Annotated in this window: 14 protein-coding genes and 1 pseudogene; 7 read left to right on the top strand and 8 right to left on the bottom strand. The window is 67.7% G+C overall.

Annotated elements, in window-relative coordinates; all coding sequences use genetic code 11:
- Nucleotides 1-294 precede the first annotated feature (294 nt).
- Complete coding sequence (locus tag ABNQ39_RS19245; protein ID WP_376959859.1) at nucleotides 295-933, bottom strand: XRE family transcriptional regulator; 639 nt, start codon at nucleotides 931-933, stop codon at nucleotides 295-297.
- Nucleotides 934-1,092: 159 nt separating this feature from the next.
- Here ABNQ39_RS19245 and ABNQ39_RS19240 point away from each other — a divergent pair, with 159 nt between their 5' ends.
- Together ABNQ39_RS19240 and ABNQ39_RS19235 are read left to right on the top strand one after the other, a co-directional pair.
- Nucleotides 1,093-1,413: a heavy metal-binding domain-containing protein gene (locus ABNQ39_RS19240; RefSeq protein WP_109450084.1), complete on the top strand. Its 321-nt coding sequence runs from the start codon at nucleotides 1,093-1,095 to the stop codon at nucleotides 1,411-1,413.
- Between the two features lie 98 nt (nucleotides 1,414-1,511).
- Complete coding sequence (locus ABNQ39_RS19235) at nucleotides 1,512-2,726, top strand: E22 family MetX-like putative esterase (RefSeq protein ID WP_376959858.1); 1,215 nt, start codon at nucleotides 1,512-1,514, stop codon at nucleotides 2,724-2,726.
- A gap of 30 nt (nucleotides 2,727-2,756) precedes the next feature.
- Here the strand turns inward: ABNQ39_RS19235 and ABNQ39_RS19230 are convergent, their stop codons facing one another.
- The 3 genes from ABNQ39_RS19230 to ABNQ39_RS19220 form a co-directional block, all read right to left on the bottom strand.
- The gene (locus ABNQ39_RS19230; RefSeq protein ID WP_109048318.1) at nucleotides 2,757-3,284 is read right to left on the bottom strand and encodes a hypothetical protein; all 528 of its coding nucleotides are present in this window, start codon (nucleotides 3,282-3,284) and stop codon (nucleotides 2,757-2,759) included.
- A gap of 93 nt (nucleotides 3,285-3,377) precedes the next feature.
- Nucleotides 3,378-4,931, bottom strand: coding sequence for a DHA2 family efflux MFS transporter permease subunit (locus tag ABNQ39_RS19225; protein WP_376959857.1), 1,554 nt, complete (start codon nucleotides 4,929-4,931; stop codon nucleotides 3,378-3,380).
- Nucleotides 4,932-5,094: 163 nt separating this feature from the next.
- Nucleotides 5,095-6,204, bottom strand: coding sequence for an HlyD family secretion protein (locus ABNQ39_RS19220; protein WP_376959856.1), 1,110 nt, complete (start codon nucleotides 6,202-6,204; stop codon nucleotides 5,095-5,097).
- 237 nt (nucleotides 6,205-6,441) lie between these two features.
- Here ABNQ39_RS19220 and ABNQ39_RS19215 point away from each other — a divergent pair, with 237 nt between their 5' ends.
- The 4 genes from ABNQ39_RS19215 (at nucleotide 6,442) to ABNQ39_RS19200 (ending at nucleotide 10,817) form a co-directional block, all read left to right on the top strand.
- On the top strand, nucleotides 6,442-7,071 hold the full coding sequence (locus ABNQ39_RS19215) for a TetR/AcrR family transcriptional regulator (RefSeq protein WP_376959855.1): 630 nt from the start codon (nucleotides 6,442-6,444) through the stop codon (nucleotides 7,069-7,071).
- A 197-nt stretch (nucleotides 7,072-7,268) separates the two neighbouring features.
- Entirely contained in the window at nucleotides 7,269-8,462 is a 1,194-nt protein-coding gene (locus ABNQ39_RS19210) for a GGDEF domain-containing protein (protein ID WP_376959854.1), read from the top strand.
- 200 nt (nucleotides 8,463-8,662) lie between these two features.
- Nucleotides 8,663-9,829 carry a rod shape-determining protein RodA gene (rodA, locus tag ABNQ39_RS19205; protein WP_109490756.1) on the top strand — a complete coding sequence of 389 codons (1,167 nt, stop codon included), beginning with the start codon at nucleotides 8,663-8,665 and terminating at the stop codon, nucleotides 9,827-9,829.
- Between the two features lie 184 nt (nucleotides 9,830-10,013).
- Nucleotides 10,014-10,817: a family 16 glycosylhydrolase gene (locus ABNQ39_RS19200; RefSeq protein ID WP_376959853.1), complete on the top strand. Its 804-nt coding sequence runs from the start codon at nucleotides 10,014-10,016 to the stop codon at nucleotides 10,815-10,817.
- Between the two features lie 11 nt (nucleotides 10,818-10,828).
- Here ABNQ39_RS19200 and ABNQ39_RS19195 read toward each other — a convergent pair.
- The 4 genes and pseudogenes from ABNQ39_RS19195 to ABNQ39_RS19180 form a co-directional block, all read right to left on the bottom strand.
- A pseudogene (locus ABNQ39_RS19195) lies at nucleotides 10,829-11,558 on the bottom strand (ABC transporter ATP-binding protein).
- A gap of 1 nt (nucleotide 11,559) precedes the next feature.
- Nucleotides 11,560-12,579 carry a branched-chain amino acid ABC transporter permease gene (locus tag ABNQ39_RS19190; protein WP_376959852.1) on the bottom strand — a complete coding sequence of 340 codons (1,020 nt, stop codon included), beginning with the start codon at nucleotides 12,577-12,579 and terminating at the stop codon, nucleotides 11,560-11,562.
- On the bottom strand, nucleotides 12,576-13,445 hold the full coding sequence (locus ABNQ39_RS19185; RefSeq protein WP_376959851.1) for a branched-chain amino acid ABC transporter permease: 870 nt from the start codon (nucleotides 13,443-13,445) through the stop codon (nucleotides 12,576-12,578). The genes ABNQ39_RS19190 and ABNQ39_RS19185 overlap by 4 nt, the downstream gene beginning before the upstream one ends.
- A gap of 103 nt (nucleotides 13,446-13,548) precedes the next feature.
- On the bottom strand, nucleotides 13,549-14,571 hold the full coding sequence (locus ABNQ39_RS19180; protein WP_376959850.1) for a L,D-transpeptidase: 1,023 nt from the start codon (nucleotides 14,569-14,571) through the stop codon (nucleotides 13,549-13,551).
- Between the two features lie 190 nt (nucleotides 14,572-14,761).
- On the opposite strand from ABNQ39_RS19180, the gene ABNQ39_RS19175 reads away from it, so the two are divergent.
- A complete protein-coding gene (locus ABNQ39_RS19175; protein ID WP_376959849.1) occupies nucleotides 14,762-16,558 on the top strand; it encodes a tetratricopeptide repeat protein in 1,797 nt (598 codons plus the stop codon).
- Nucleotides 16,559-16,666: the final 108 nt, after the last annotated feature.

Raw genomic sequence — 16,666 nt, 5'->3', positions numbered from 1 at the left:
GGTCCTTTCGGACCGCCGTCCCGGCTTCGAAGCACGGCCTCTGCTGCGACTTCGCAGCATGTGCTTCGGACCGCTTCACCGGACTCTGAATATGGGATGCGAACACGCAGCTTTCAAGAACAAAACATGAACCTATGGCTTAGCCATAGACCAGATCAAAGACCTGAAAACACGCTATATTTGGTGTGGCCTGACGAGATTCGTCACAAGTCAAAACGGACGGAGTAGAGCTGGCCGTTTTTGCGAGTCGCGGCGGATGGGAACGCGCGCCGCGACTCTGTCCGCCACCGGCTTTTACATGCGAAGCGCTCGCACAACGTGAACGGCGACTCCGGCCACATGGGCACGGTCGAAGGCGGTGGGGTGGCAATCGGGATCGGTCGAAACCGGCATCAGATGGGGCGGAAAGAAGCGGTACCCGCAAATGGTGCCCTCGCCCACCGTCACCACCACGTCACCCGCCTGCGGCGTCAGCACGTCCAGCGGTTCCAGCACCACGCAGTCGCGCGGCAGCACGCCGGCGGCATCCAGGCTCTTCGACAGGATGCGCAGCGCAAAGGCCCGGCGGGATGTGTGTCCGTCCATGGCGACCGACGCCGCACCCTCCTTCAGCGCCCCGGCCAGGAACGCCTCCCCTGCCCGGCGGCCGAGGTCGAGGAAGATGTGCGCCTGTTCCAGCGTCAGCACCGGCACGCGCGTGACCGGGGCATAGGCATGCTCGTCGAGAAAGCGCGGCTCCGACCCGGCGACGCGGGCCAGACGGGCCAGCGTGTCGGCACTGGGCACGCTGCTCATCGCCGGATCGCGCAGGAAGCGGGTCAGGTTGGTGGCGGTGACGCCGGCCAGCCGCGCCCAACCGCCGGCGCTCCAGTCCTTCGCCTCCATGACGCCGGTCATCCAGCGCAGGATGGCTTGCCGCGTGTCGTCCATCATTCTCCCCTCGGCAGTCCCCCGCCCTGTCCTACACGGTCGCGACCGGATGGGGGAAGGCGCGATGGACTAGAAGCCGCTGCGATTTCGCAGTGCCGCCTTGGACTCCGCCGTGGCGGCCCCATCTGTGCGGCATCGAAGCCGACAGAAGGAGTTGCGACCGTGATCGTCACCAGCACCGATTCCATCGAGGGCCGCCAGATCACCGAGTATCTCGGCATCGTCGCCGGCGAGGCGATCATGGGCGTCAACGTGTTCCGCGACCTGTTCTCCTCCGTGCGCGACATCGTCGGCGGCCGGGCCGGCGGCTATCAGGCGGCCCTGCGCGAGGCGCGCGAGGCGGCCTTCGCCGACTTGCAGGACTCGGCCCGCGCCCTGGGCGCCGATGCCGTGGTCGGCGTGGATGTCGATTACGAGGTGCTGGGCAAGGAGAACGGCATGCTGATGGTGTCTGTCAACGGCACCGCCGTGCGCCTCCGCTAAAGGCAGCCCCTGACCGTAAGCGTCAGCGATGGCGTCTGGACAGGCCGGACCTTATGCGTAGACTCCCCCTCCAGCTAACAATCTGAGGGGGGATGCACATGCGTGGGGTTGTCCGCGGTTCCATCCGGTCAGGCTGCATCGGCGGCCTCGCCATGGCGGCGTGCCTGTTCGGCGCCCTGCCCGCTCTGGCGCTCGACGCCATCGTCGAGAAGAAGGTCTTCGAGATGCCGTCCTACACCACCACCGGTGGCGGGACGATCAAGAATGTCCGCATCGGCTGGGAAAGCTACGGCAAGCTGAACGACGCCAAGGACAACGTCATCCTCATCACCCATTTCTTCAGCGGCAACAGCCATGCCGCCGGGAAATACAAGGCCGATGATGCCGCTCCCGGCTATTGGGACAGCATCATCGGTCCCGGCAAGCCGCTGGACACCGACAAATACTTCATCATCGCCTCCGACACGCTGGTGAACCTGTCGCCCAAGGATCCCAACGTCGTCACCACCGGCCCGGCCAGCATCAATCCGGACACCGGCAAGCCCTATGGCATGAGCTTCCCCATCGTCACCATCCAGGACTTCGTCAACGTCCAGAAGGCGCTGGTCGACAGCCTGGGCATCAAGACCCTGCAAGCGGTGATGGGCGGCTCGATGGGCTTGCTCCAGGCCTTCGAATGGGGGGCCGACCATCCGGAGATGGTCAAGCGCGTCATCGCCGCCATCGGCGGGCCGGAGGCCGACCCCTTCCTGATCGGCTGGCTGAACCTGTGGGCGGCCCCGATCAAGCTCGACCCCAACTGGAACAACGGCGACTATTATGGCAAGGCGGAGCCGAAAGCCGGCCTGACCGAGGCGCTGAAGCTGGTCACCCTGCACGCCCGCCACTGGAAATGGGCCGACGCCGCCTTCGGCCGCAAATGGGCGGAGGACGGCAAGGACCCGAAGGCCGCGATGGGCAACCAGTACGCCATCGAAGCCTGGCTGGAAAAGGCGGCTTCCGGCCGCGCCGCGGTCAGCGACGCCAACCATTTCCTCTATCTGGTGAAGGCCAACCAGACCTTCGTCACCGGCAACGGCGCCTCGCTGGAGGACGGTCTGGCGAAGATCAAGGCTCCGGTCCTGCTGATCCCGTCGGCCGACGACCTCGTCTTCCCGCCGGACCGCAACATGCGCCCGCTGAAGGACCGGCTGGAGAAGCAGGGGAATGCGGTGGAGTACACCGAGTCGATCACCTCGACGCTCGGCCATCTCGACGGCGTGGTGAACATCGGCAAGGCGGGCGACACGATCGCGCAGTTCCTGGCGAAGTGAGGTGCCGGGGGCTTTGGACGCCGGAGCCCCCTACTCCCCGCTGACCGGCGCCCCGCGGAAGTTCAGCAGGCTCGGCGCCTTGTCGATGATCTCTTCCAGGATCAGCGACGCCGTCTCCAGGTCGCGGTCCAGTTCCGGGCCGAGCTTGCCGACATAATTGGGCCGCTTCAGCTTTTCCGCGGCATCGTGCAGGCTGCGCAGCTCGGCGACGAAGATTTCGCGGGCACCCATCGGCAGGATCGGGTTGGCCGACAGCACGAAGAAGAAGCGCATGCTGGCCCGCACCAGAAGGGCCAGCATCACCATGTCCAGCTTCTCGAACTGGTCGCGCAGATCGTCGGAACGCGCATCGACCAGATTGCGCAGGCGCTGCTCGATCAGGATGACCAGCGCCTGGAACTCGCCCACCTTGTCGCGGAAATCGCGGTAGGCGCCGAAGCTGTGCTTGCTGGCCTCATGCTCGGCCAGCTGGGCCAGCTTCGATGCCTCACGGCACTGGCGTTCCAGCGCGCCCAGCAGTTCCTTGACCTCGGTTCGGGTGTATTGGCGCTTGCTCATGGGACTCGGCCGGGTTTGTGCAGGTGTTCGGACTGGCGGTCTTGCGTTCCGTCAAGCTATAGCACAACCCACGGGCGGCAACCTATCCCATGCTCAGTGGTCCGCCTTCACCGGCGCCCCCGGACGGCGCACCAGCGGCATGAACAGCAGCGCACCGAAGAACACCGCCGACATCAGCAGCATGGCGTCGTTGAAGGTCAGGATCAGCGCCTCGCGCTGGACCAGCCCGACCAGCCGGGACATCGCGGCGGCGGTCGGATCGGCCACCAGCCCGTCGAAGCGCTGGCTGAGGCTGTCGACCATCTGCTGCACCTCCGGACGGGCGAGGTTCACATTGTCGCCGAGCCGGTTCAGGTGCAGGGCGTTGCGGTCGGTCAGCACCGTGTTGATCGCGGCCAACCCGATGGCGCCGCCCAGGTTGCGCATCAGGTTGTAGAGGCCCGACGCGTTCTTCAGCTTGTCCGGCGACAGGGTGCCCAACGCCACGCTGTTGATCGGGATGAAGCACAGCATCAGCGACATGCCGCGCACCGCCTGCGGCAGGAACAGCTCCCAGAAGCCGGTGTCGGCGGTGAAGTGGCTGTTCAGCCAGACGCCGGTGCCGAACAGGATCAGCCCCAGCGCCAGCATGGCGCGCAGGTCCATCCGCTTCGACAGCGCGCCGGCAATGGGTGCCGACATGAACTGGAAGATGCCGGTCACGAACATGATCTCGCCGATCTGCAAACTGTTGAAGCCGCGCACGCGGGCGAGGAACAGCGGCTGCAGATAGACCGACCCGTAGAGACCGATGCCGAGGATGAAGCTGTAGAGCGATCCGATGGCGAAGTTGCGGTCGGCGAAGGCACGCAGCTCGACGATGGGATTGCGGTAGGACAGCACCCGCCAGAAGAAGCCGGCGGCGGAGACGGCGGCCACCACCGCCAGAACGAAGATCGCCTCGTCGTCGAACCAGTCGTTGCGCGGCCCCTCCTCCACCACATATTCCAGGCTGCCCAGGAAGGCGGCCATCAGCCCCAGCCCGAGGAAGTCGAAGCCCTTGCGCAGTTCCGGATTCGGCCGGTCGACATCGACCAGGAACCAGACCAGCGAGGTCACCAGGATGCCGGGGATGACGTTGGCCAGGAACAGCCAGTGCCAGGACAGGTGCTGGGTCAGATAGCCGCCCAGCGTCGGGCCGATGGTCGGCGCCATGGTGGCCACCAGCCCCATCATCACCGACACGCCCGCCCGCTTTTCCGGCGGGAAGATCATGAAGCTGGTGGCGAACACCGTCGGGATCATCGCGCCGCCGATGAAGCCCTGCAACGCCCGCCAGACGATCATCGATTCGATGCCGCCGGCAAAGGCGCAGGCGACGCTGGTCAGGGTGAAGCCGGCGGCCGCCAGGGTGAACAGCACGCGGGTCGACAGGATGCGCGACAGGATGCCCGACAGCGGGATCATCACGACCTCCGCGATCAGGTAGGAGGTCTGCACCCACGAAATCTCATCGGCGCTGGCGGCGAGGCCGGCCTGGATTTCCGACAGCGAGCTGGAGACGATCTGGATGTCGAGGATCGCCATGAACATGCCGACGACCATCGCGAAGAAACCGGCGATGTCGCGGGGGGTGAGGGGGCGCATGCCCTGGGCCGGTGTCGCCATGGAACCGCTGCCTTCCGTCGCGGCCGAACGACTGCCGCCCCGGGGGTGGCCCCAGGGCCGACTTCGGCCGATATGCTGCCTGGATCTCTTGAAGTGAACGACGGACAGGGACGCCGCCCCGAAGGGGGAGGAGGAGCGGCGTCCCCGCCGGAGCCGTGGCCGCTTATCTGGCGGCCACCGCCTGCTTGTCGGTCAGCGCGCCGAAGACGCCACCGCTGGCCAGATGCGGCTGGTTGTCGGCACCGCGGGTGTCGACCTCCGCCACCACGGACAGGCCGGGGCGCAGCAGGCCGGCCAGCGCGTTGTCGCGCGGCAGGGCGATGCGGACGGGAACGCGCTGCACGATCTTGGTGAAGTTGCCGGTCGCATTCTCCGGCGGCAGCAGCGAGAACTTGGACCCCGAGGCTGGGGCGAAGCTTTCCACCGTGCCGATCAGATGGCGATCCGGGAAGGCATCGACGGAGATGCTGACATGCTGGCCGGGGCGCATGCGCGACAGCTGGGTCTCCTTGAAGTTGGCGACCACATAGACGTCGGGCAGCGGCACCAGCGACAGCATCTGCACGCCCGGCCGGGCATACTGGCCGACCTGGACGCCGCGGTTGCCGATCACGCCATCGACCGGCGCGCGGATCACGGTGTTGTCCAGATCGTTGCGCGCCGTCTGCAGGGTGGCCTGCGACTGGGCGAGATGGGCTTCCGTCTCGGTCCGGGTGGCGCGCAGGACGTTGACCTGCTCGTTCTCCGAGGCCAGCGCCGCCCGCGCCTTCGCCACCTGGGCCACCGCCTTGCGCAGGTCGGCGTCGGCGGTCTCCAGCTTCTGGCGGCTGGTCCAGCTGTCGTTGGCCAGCGAGCGGTTGCGCTCGAAGTCCTGCTGGGCACGGCGCTGCTCGGCCTCGGCGCTCGCCAGCGTGGCGGCGGCCTGGTCGATCACCGTGCGCTGAAGCTCCAGCTTGCTGTCCAGCGTGCCGAGCGCCGCCTTCTGCGCGGTCACCGCGGCTTCGGACTCCGCCACCTTGGCGCGGAAATCCTGGTCGTCGAGGATCGCCAGCACGTCGCCCGTCCGCACCAGCTGGTTTTCGGCGACCTTCACATCGCGGACATAGGCGGAGATCTTCGGGCTGACGACGGTGATGTCGCTCTGCACATAGGCATTGTCGGTCGATTCCATGAACCGGCCTTCCGTCCACCAATGTTGGCCGGCGACGGCGCCACCTGCCAGCACGGCCAGCGCAACGCCCGACAGCACGATCTTCCGCACGCCATTCGCCATTGTCTCTATCCCCAATCCACCGCGGTCCGGTCAGGAATCCGCCGATGCGCTCTTGCCGGCGCCGTCACGGAAAAGAAACTGAACCGTTCAGTTTAGTCTTGCCGGAAGATGGCGGACGGCCTATCTGTTGTCAAGACCGAACTGAACGGTTTAGTTTTTGTCAACAGGTGTCAGGGGGCTTGTCGGGCGATGCGGAACGCGGTAGGGGCCAAGCACATGGACTCAGGCGAGGCGCGCATGACCACGTTGGTTGCCCCCACTCCCGAAGCAGGATCGAAGCCGGCCCAGATCATGGACGCGGCAGGCACCCTGTTCCTGGAACATGGCTACAGTGCCGTCAGCATGGACGCGGTCGCCAAGAAGGCGAACGTGTCCAAGGCGACGTTGTATGCCCATTTCGGCAGCAAGGAGGAACTGTTCCGGGCGATGGTCGCCTGCGAATGCGCGAACTCCGTCATGGCCGGCATCTGGGACGATGCGATGCGCCTGCCGGCAGCCGACGGGCTGCGCCTGATCGGCAAGACCTTCGTCCGCTTCATCGCGTCGCCCAAGGCGCTGGGCCTGTACCGGATGGTGCTGGGCGAGGTGCTGCGCCAGCCCCAGCTCGCCCAGGCCTTCTATGACAGCGGTCCCGCCGAAACCTTCCAGCGCGCGCAGCAATTCATGACCCATATGGTGGAGAGGGGGGAGCTGGCGATCGCCGATTGCGACCTCGCCACCCACCAGTTCTTCGGTCTGCTGAAGGCCAACATGCACATGAAGCTGCTGCTTTGCCTGAGCGAGCGGCCGGGCGACGCGGAGCTGGAGCGATTCGTCGATGCCGCCGTCGACCTGTTCGTCAAGGGCTACGCACCCGAGGCGCGCTGAGGAGCGGGGCGCCTGAAATACGCTCAATAAGAGTTGAGCCACAGCGCCCACAAACCCTCAGTTGGTGCCAGCGACAATCCAGATCCAATAGTCATAAATCCAGCGACAGGCTTCGCCCCCTTCGGCTTGTCACCGGCCAAGGCTTCGTATAGCGTGCCCATGACATACCGGCGTAACGGTGCGTGGCAGGTTTGCGGATGGATTTCGAGACGACCTTCATCGCGCAGGTCATCACCGTCATAGGCTTTGCCATCGGTCTGTCCATTGTGGTCGCCTCAGGCCGCTATCCGCGCCATATCCGCAACTCCCTGCGTGCCTATGCCTACGGCAAGTTCCTGGTGGGGCTGGGCTTCCTGGTCGCGGGCCTGCGCGGCGGCCTGGCCCCGGACCTGCTCGTGCCGCTCGCCAACGGGTTGGGCATCGCCGGGCTGTCGATGAACTACACCAGTGTCCGCCATCTCCAGAATCGGCCGGCTCCGCCGCTGGCGCCGGTGGCCGTCGGGCTGGCGGTGGGACTGGTCAGTGCCCTGCTGCTGCTGTCCGGCGGCGGCATCGCTTCGATCCGCATTCTGGTCAGTTTCACGACGGCGGCCGTGCTGCTGGTGATCGCCTTCGAAGTGCTGGTGCGTTACGAGGGGCGCGGCATTCCTCACTATGTGACCGGGATCCTCTGCGCCTCCCTGGCCATGGCCTATCTGGTCCGCATGGGCGCCGGCGTGACACAGGGCGAGGCACCGACCGCCTACATGCTGGACGACGGGGTGGAAAGGCTCACCTTCCTGCTGACGCTGCTGGGAACGGTGGTCGGGGCGATCAACTATGTCCTGATGGCGAGCGACGAGTTCAACCGCGAACTGACAAAGCTCGCCCACACCGACGGGCTGACCGGCAGCCTGAACCGCCGCCGCCTGTTCGAGCTGGGCGAGGTCGAATTCCGCCGCGCCCGCCGCCATGGCCGCGACCTGACGGTGCTGGTGCTCGACATCGACCGCTTCAAGGCGGTGAACGACCGGGCCGGCCATCCGTTCGGCGACCGGGTCATCCAGGCGGTGGCCGACTGTTGTGCCGCACAAATCCGGCGCGAGGATTCGGTGGGCAGGATCGGCGGGGAGGAATTCGCCATCCTGCTGCCGGAAACGGGCGTCGAGGCCGGCCGGCTGCTGGCCGAGCGGCTGCGCAGCGCCATCGAGCGGCAACTGGCCCAGCTCGGCGCCGAAGGCGGCGTGACGGTGACCTGCAGCATCGGCGGCGTCAGCCTGACGCGGGAACACAGCGAGTTTTCCGACCTGATGGCCCAATCGGACAGCGCGCTCTACGATGCGAAGCATGCCGGGCGCAATCAGGTGCGTTTCTACCCCGCGGTGGCGCTGACCCCTGCGTTGCACGCCTGACAGCAAGGAAAGAGACGCGCGGGACCGGTTAGAAAAAGCGGCCCGGCCGGCAATGGCGCACGGCCGCCTTTACCCGCGGGGCCGCTTGCAGCATTATCCGCGCCGGTCCCCACCGGCCGGTTTACTCCGGTCGATAGTCCGGGGCCGGCTTGCCGGGTCCGACCCGGCTCCGTCCCTTCCGGCAACATCGGCGCAAGGTCGTGGTTCTTTCCCATCTCGGCTCCGGCGGCCTGGAGCCGCAGCGGTCGCAGCTGACGCTCGGCACAAAATTCAGGCTCATCAACTGGGGGCTGGTCCTGCTGATCTGCACGATCACCGGGGTCGGCGTCGGGCTGCTCTATTCCGCTGCCGGCGGCCATTGGAAGCCGTGGGCGCAGCCGCAGCTGGTCCGCGCCATTCCCGGCCTCGTCCTGATGCTGGGCATCGCGCTGGTCGACATCCGCCACCTGATGAAGTCGGCCTACGTCATCTTCTTCATGGTGCTCTGCCTGCTGATCGCGGTGGAGCTGATGGGCCGCATCGGCATGGGCGCCCAGCGCTGGATCGACCTCGGCTTCTTCCAGCTCCAGCCGTCGGAGCTGATGAAACCGGCGCTGACGCTGGCGCTCGCCCGCTATTTCCACGGGGTGACGCTGGACCAGATCGGCCGGCCGCTGCTGCTGATCCCGCCGCTGCTGCTGGTCTTCACGCCCGTCGCCTTCGTCCTGATGCAGCCCAACCTCGGCACCTCGCTGCTGCTGATCATGGGCAGCGGCGCCATCTTCTTCGCCGCCGGGGTCCGGGTTTGGAAGTTCCTGCTGGTGATCGGCGGCGGCCTCAGCGCCATCCCCATCGCCTGGGAGTTCCTGCACGACTACCAGAAGCAGCGCGTCTACACCTTCCTCGATCCGGAGACCGATCCCCTCGGCGCCGGCTACAACATCCTGCAATCGAAGATCGCGCTCGGCTCCGGCGGCCTGTTCGGCAAGGGCTTCATGTCCGGCTCGCAGAGCCAGCTGATGTTCCTGCCGGAAAAGCACACCGACTTCATCTTCGTCGTGCTGGCGGAGGAGTTCGGCATGGTCGGCGCCGCCACGCTGCTGGCGCTCTATATCCTGCTGTTCATCTATGGCTGGGTGATCGCGCTGAACAGCCGCAGCCAGTTCGGCCGGCTGGTCGCGGTCGGCATGACGGCGCAGTTCTTCCTCTACGTCTTCGTCAATGTGGCGATGGTGATGGGGCTGATCCCCGTCGTCGGCATCCCGCTGCCGCTGGTGTCCTATGGCGGATCGGCGATGATGACGCTGATGATCGGCGTCGGCCTGCTGCTGAGCATGTCGGTCCACCGCGACGTGCGCATCCCCAAGAGCGGCGTCACCGACGTTTGACGTCCCGCGTCTGACTTCCGACGTCCGACATCCTCCATTCGGTTCGGTTATCGGCTGAGGTACGCCGGGCAAGTCCCTGTCGCACCCCGGCCGCGCCGTTGCCGCTTTGCTCCGCCCTCGCGATATCGGGGTGCAGGCCGACCGATCTTGCGGGTAGGCCCGGTATCAGCGGGAGGAAATGGCGATGCGGAGAGATGCCTTAGGACAAAGCGGACGGACGACAGCGATCGGGGCGGGCCTCGCCGCCCTTCTGCTCGGCAGCGCCCCGGTGCTGGCGGACTCGCTGTTCAGCCATATCGGCGGCAGCTTCAGCGAGACGGCCGGGTCGTTCGAGACCTCGCGCTGGCAGCGCTCCGACGGCTGGAAGGCCGGCGGGCACATGAACTGCACCTGGAGCCGGGCCAACGTCACCGCCGGGAAAGGCCACCTCGCCCTGTCGGTCAGCGACCGGATATCCGGCAGCGAGCGCATGTCCGGCAACGACCGCTATTCCTGCGGCGAATATTCGACGCACCGCTTCTACGGCTACGGCGCCTACACGGTCTCGCTGAAGGCGGTGAAGGCCGATGGGGTGATGACCTCGGTCTCCCACTATACCGGCCCGCCCTTCGGCGATCCGTGGGACGAGATCACCATGGGGATCGCCGGCAAGGACACCACCAAGCTGGAGATCAGCTACGTCGTCAACGGTGCCGGGCACCGCAACACGGTGGTCGATCTCGGCTTCGACGCCGCCAAGGGCGTCCACAGCTACGGCTTCGACTGGAAGCCCACCGGCATCGTCTGGACCGTCGACGGCAAGCCGGTCCATCAGGTGTCGGGCAAGCCGGAGGAATTGCCGCGCATGCCTGGCCGGCTGATGCTGCGCTTCTGGAGCGCGTCCGGCGACACCGAGTGGCTGCGCCGATTCACCTATCCCGGCCATCCCCTGGCCGCCGAGGTCGCCTCCGTCACCTACCGCGAGGATCCGGCGAACCTCAGCAACTGAGGGCCGCCCGGTCAGTCCAGCGCTTCGGCGCCCAGGTAGGATTCGACGACGCGGGGGTCGGCGACGACCTCCGCCGGGGCGCCGTCGGCGATCTTCTCGCCATGGTCCAGCACCACCACGCGGTCCGACAGCGCCATCACCGCCCGCATGACATGCTCGATCATCAGGATGGTCAGGCCTTCGCGCCGGTTCAGGTCGCGCAGGACCTCGACCATCCGGTCGACCTCGGTCGGGCGAAGCCCCGCCAGCACCTCGTCCAGCAGCAGAAGAGTTCGGACGGGTGGCCAGCGCGCGGGCGACCTCCAGCCGCTTGCGGTCGGGCAGGGTCAGGCTGCGCGCCGGGCGGTTGGCCTGATCGGCCAGTTCCAGACGCTCCAGCACGACGCGGGCCTGCCGCCTCGCGGTCTCCACCGACCGTTCGCGGGCCAGCGCGCCGACCACGACATTCTCCTCGACCGTCAACTGGCCGAAGGGCTTGACGATCTGGAAGGTGCGGCCGATTCCGGCGGCGCAGACCTGGTTGGGCTTCAGGCCGGTCAGGTTGCGGCCCTTCAGCGTCACCCGCCCCTCGTCGGGCGGGAAGACGCCGGCGATCAGGTTGAAGGTGGTGGTCTTGCCGGCGCCGTTCGGGCCGATCAGCGCCAGGATGCGCCCCTCCGGCACGGTGAAGCTGACCTCCGACACCGCCTTCAGCCCACGGAACCGCTTGGACAGGCGCTCGACCTCAAGCAAGGCGGTCATCTCAGGCGCCCTCCCCCGGCTGACGGACAAGGCGCAGGCGGCGGGCCAGCCAGGGCCAGACGCCCTCCGGCCGGAACACCACGATCGCCACCAGCGCCGCGCCATAGAACAGTTGCTTCAGGCCGGGCAGGTCCAGCCCGCCGGCCTCGATCAGGAAGGTCAGCACTTCGCCCAGCGGCGTCAGGATGAAGGCGCCGAGGATCGGGCCGACCAGCGTGCCGATGCCGCCGACGATGGCCGGCAGGATAATCTCGATGGAGCGGCCCATCGAGAAGACCTGCTCCGGGAACAGGTTGTTGAAATAGAAGGCCTGGAACACGCCGCCCAGCGCGGTCAGGGCGGACGACACCGCCACCGCCGTCATGCGGGCGCGGAACAGGTCGACGCCCGAGGCTTCGGCCGCGTCCGGCTCCTCGCGCACCGCCAGCCATTGGTAGCCGAGGCGGCTGTGCAGCAGGGCGCGCGACAGGAACAGCGCGCCGACGACCAGCGCCAGCGCCACGTAATAGAACAGCACCGGCGAGCCGCGCAGGTTGAGCGGATCGCTCGCCCCCGCCTCCACCGGCAGGAAGAAGCCGCCGGAGCCGCCGACCCAGGTGATGTGGTCGAAACCGATGCGCGCGACCTCGGCGAAGGCGATGGTCAGCAGGGCGAAATGCACGCCCTTCACCCCGAAGCGGAACCCCAGAAAGCCGATGACGCAGCCGGCCACCACCGCGACCAGCATCGCCAGGACTATGCCGGCCCAGGGGCCGATGCCGAAATGCACGAACAGCGCCGCGCTGACATAAGCGCCGAGGCCGACATACAGCGCATGGCCCAGCGACAGCAGGCCGGAAAAGCCCATCATCACGTTCCAGGCCTGTCCGACATAGGCGAACCACAGCACGGTGGTCAGCACCGACACCAGATAACGGTCGGCGACGAAGGGCGCCACCGCCAGCCCCAGCGCCGCCAGGACCAGCAGCACCATCCCGCGTCCGGTAATCCTGGAAGGCATCACTCCCGAAAGCCCACTCATGACCGTTTCCCCAACAGCCCTTGCGGGCGCAGCAGCAGAACCACGATCAGCACGCCGTAGCTGAACAGGGATTTCAGGGATGGCGTCAGCAGGAAGCCGGCCAGCGCCTCCGACATGCCGATCAGCACGCCGCCCAGCAGCGCGCCGGGCAGGCTGCCCAACCCGCCGACGATGACGATGATGAAGCTGAGCAGCGTGTATTCCGGCGCCAGCTGCGGCCGGGCATCGACCAGCAGCGTCATCAGCGCGCCGGCCACCCCGACCACCGCGGCGCCGATGCCGAAGGTCAGCGCATACAGCCCGTCGATGTTCAGCCCGACCACGCGGGCGCCCAGCGGGTTGTCGGCGCAGGCGCGGATCGCCTTGCCGGTGCGGCTGAAGCGGAAGAAGGCGAACAGCGCCGCCGCCACCACGATGGCCGCGGCCCCGGCACGCAGCCGCACGGCGTCCAGCAGCATCGACCCGATCTCCACCGTGTCGAAGCTGTAGGGCACCTGGACGTTGCGGGCGTCCGGGCCGAACAGCATCAGCATGGCGTTGACCAGGATGGTGGCGATGCCCAGCAGCAGGATGAACTGCATGTGCTCCGGCCGCTCGACGAACTTGTTGACCAGCCCGCGCTGCAACAGCCAGCCGCAGGCGAACAGCAGCGCCGCCATGAGCGGGGCCGACAGCAGCGGGTCGAGCCCCAGCCAGCCGCCCAGCAGCACCGCGCCGTACATGCCCGCCACCATCATCTCGCCATGGGCGAAGTTGACGACGCGCACCACGCCGAAGATGACCGAAAGCCCCAGCGCCGCCAGCCCGTAGACCAGGCCGGTCAGCAGGCCGGAGGCCGCGATGTTCAGATAATAGTCGATCGGCATGGGCGGCGGATTGTCCGAACGGTTGGGTTCTGCGGGTTAGCAGTCCAAGGGGGATGCAGGCAAGCCAGAACGACCGCCGTCATCGCGATTCGTCCCGATCCTGCTATGGCTGGCCGGCGATCCGGGTCCCGCCGCGCAGGCTCGCGATACGTTCCGCCACGTCATTCAACCGGCGGTCGAGTGCCGTCGCCAGACAGGACTGCGCCGCCGCGGCCACCGCCGTGTCCCCCTCGGTCCCGCTGCGAATCCAGCAGAGTGCCGCGATCCGCTCGTGGAAGCGCCGCTCGTCCTGGATCAGTTCATAGGCCGCATTGGCGCGGGTCGCCGGATCGGCGATGCCGGCCAGAAAATGTTCCTGCGTTGCGCGGGCGCGGCCGTCGAGAAAGGCGAGCGCCGGGACGTCGCAGATCATCCGCCGCAGCGGCGCCGTCACGGTGGCGCAGCGCGGATCGGCGACCGGCGCTGGCGGCGGCTCCGGTGGCGGCTCCGGTGGCTTGGCGATGGCGCCCGCAGGCACCGGGACGGCAGCGGCCGGCGGTGGTGGCGGCGCAGCCTTGGCCGCGACTGCAACCGCCCCGGCCGGCCGGGAAGCCGGCAGCTCCGGCTTAGCCCCACCCAGCGACTCCCGCACCACCCGCACCGGCATGCCGACCTCCGCCGCCGCGAAGACGGTTTCGATGTCCGCGGGCAGCATGCGGAAGCAGCCGCCGCTGGCCCGTGTGCCGATCGAGTCCGGGTCGTTGGTGCCGTGGATGGCGATGGCCGGCCAGCCGAGATCGAGCGCGAACCGGCCCAGCGGGTTATTCGGTCCGGGCGGAACCGCCCGCGGCAAGGTGGGGTTGTCGCGCCGCTGGTTGGCGGTCGGCCGCCATGTCGGGTCGCGGCGCTTGCGCTGGATGCTGCTGCCGCCGACGGGAATCGGCACGCCGGGACGGCCGATGGCGACCGGAAAGCTGCGGGTTCCGCCGTCGGGATCGGTCAGGTAGAGGCGGCGGTCGGCAAGGCTGATGGCAATCGACCGGCCGCCCGGCTTGGGATCGACCGCTCCCGGATCGGCCGGCCCCGGATCGGCCGCCTGGACCGAACCCGCCCCGGCGATCCCGGCAAGGGCGAGGAAAGCCCACAAAAGACACCGTGCCAGGATGGCGGTGGTGGCTGTTGTCGGTCGGAGGAGGGCGCCGCGGCCTCGGTCTCCCCGAAAGGTCGTAAATCCATGCATGCGGAAAGTTGATCGCGTGTCCCCTAAAACAGGGTAAACAGCATGGGACGACGGTCGCCGGGGAACGCGGCCGCCCCGGACAGCAAGGACGTGCATCATGGACCAGATCGAGCAGACGTTGGCCGTCGCAACGGAACACCACCGCGCCGGCCGCACCGCGGAAGCCGAACGGCTGTACCGCGACGTGCTGGACGCGTCTCCCGGCCATCCGGACGCCCTGCATCTGCTGGGGGTGATCGCGCTGCAATCCGGCCGGGCGGACGAGGCGGTCGACCGCATCGCCCAGGCAGTGGCCGGCGATGACGGTTCCCCGCTGTTCCATGCCAATCTGGGTCACGCCCTGCACGCGTCCGGCCGCCACCGCGAGGCGGCGATGAGCTTCGCCCGCGCCCTGACCCTGCTGACCAACGAGGGAGAGGGCTGGGGCAATGTCGGGGCGCTCGCCAACCTGATCCGCCGCTATGACGACGACATCCGCGCCGCCGCCGCCGCCGAGGTCGATGCCCGTTACACCATGAGCGACGTGATGCGGCGCCAGTCGCTGCTTTTCCTGCTGACCGGCGACGTGGCCCATTACAGCGCCCTGGTGAACACGGCACTGGACGACCCGCTGCGCTTCTCCATCCCGTCGATGCATTACGCCTACTGGGGCATCGCCATGCGGCTGTTCCAGGGCGACACGCGCAAGGGCGATGTCAGCGCCTTCACCACCGGCGAATTCCGCCGGTTCTACCGACTGCTGGTGGAAGAGACGGCACGCCGCTACGGCCTCGACACCCGCCTGCGCCGGGTGGCGCCGCGCACTGCGGTGAAACGGGTGGCGCTGATCACCAACCAGATGCTGGGCGAGGGGCACCAGCCGACCGCCGACGCCTTCGATTATGCCCGCCGGCTGCAGGACGACCATGGCTGCCAGGTGCTGATTGTCAACCCCAACGCCATGGCGGTGGAAGGCGAGAACGGCTTCGTTCCCGAATACAGCTACAACGTCACCGCGGAGTATGACGGCGAACAGACCCTGACCGCCTTCGGCGCCAAGGTCCGCATGCTGTCCTTCCCGCAGCCGCGTTTCGACGAGGAGAAGCTGACCGCCATCGTCGATGCGGTGCAGCGCTTCGATCCCGACGTGATCGTTGCCTTCGGCGGCTCCAACACGGTGGCCGATCTGTTCGCCCGCAGCCGGCCGGTGGTGTTCCTGCCGACCTCCAGCGGCCTGCCGCCCTCGCTCGCCACGCTTCTGCTGGGCTATGCCCCGGAGGACAGCGCCGCCGGCTGGCCGGAGGAGGCACGGGCGCGCTTCCGCCCCTTCTTCTTCGGCTGGACCTTGCCGGATGCCGGTCCGGCGCGCAGCCGCGCCGATTTCGGCCTGCCGGCCGACGGGCCGCTCTATGTCGTCGTCGGCAACCGCCTGGATCAGGAGGTCGGGCCGGAGTTCCTTGAAACGCTCGACCGCCTGCTCGACCGCGTGCCCGATGCGCATGTCGCCTTCGCCGGCGCGGTGACCGACCTGCCGGGCCGGATCGCCGCCACCCGCAACGCGGCGCGGATGCAGGCGTTGGGACATGTCGACGCCATTCGCGGGCTGTATGGCGTGGCGACGGCCTATCTCAACCCGCCGCGCCAGGGCGGCGGCGGCAGCGCGGCCTTCGCTCTGGCGGACGGGCTGCCGGTGGTGACCTATGCCCAGGGCGACGTCGCCGGGATCGTCGGTCCCACCCTGACCGTTGCCGACGAGACGGCCTTCCTGGACCGCGCCGCGGCGCTTGGACAGGATGCCGCCGTGCGGGCGCAGGCTGCCGAGGCGGCACGCACCCGCTTCGCCGAAACGGCGGACCGCACGCGGTCGGTGGAAAAGCTGCTGGACTATGCGCGCGAGGCGCAGGAGCTGTACTGAAACCCGGCCCCTCCCCTGCCCCAGACAGACGTCCGCCCGCCTCCCGTACGAAGCAGACCTTCGTACGGGAGGCGGGCGGAATTGTTTCAGACGCTATCCGACGGCGGA

It is taken from the genome of Azospirillum sp. A26 (assembly GCF_042604635.1).
In the GTDB taxonomy this organism is placed as follows: domain Bacteria; phylum Pseudomonadota; class Alphaproteobacteria; order Azospirillales; family Azospirillaceae; genus Azospirillum; species Azospirillum palustre.
Note: the sequence above shows the minus strand (reverse complement) of the source record. Positions and strands in the feature narration are given on the sequence as shown.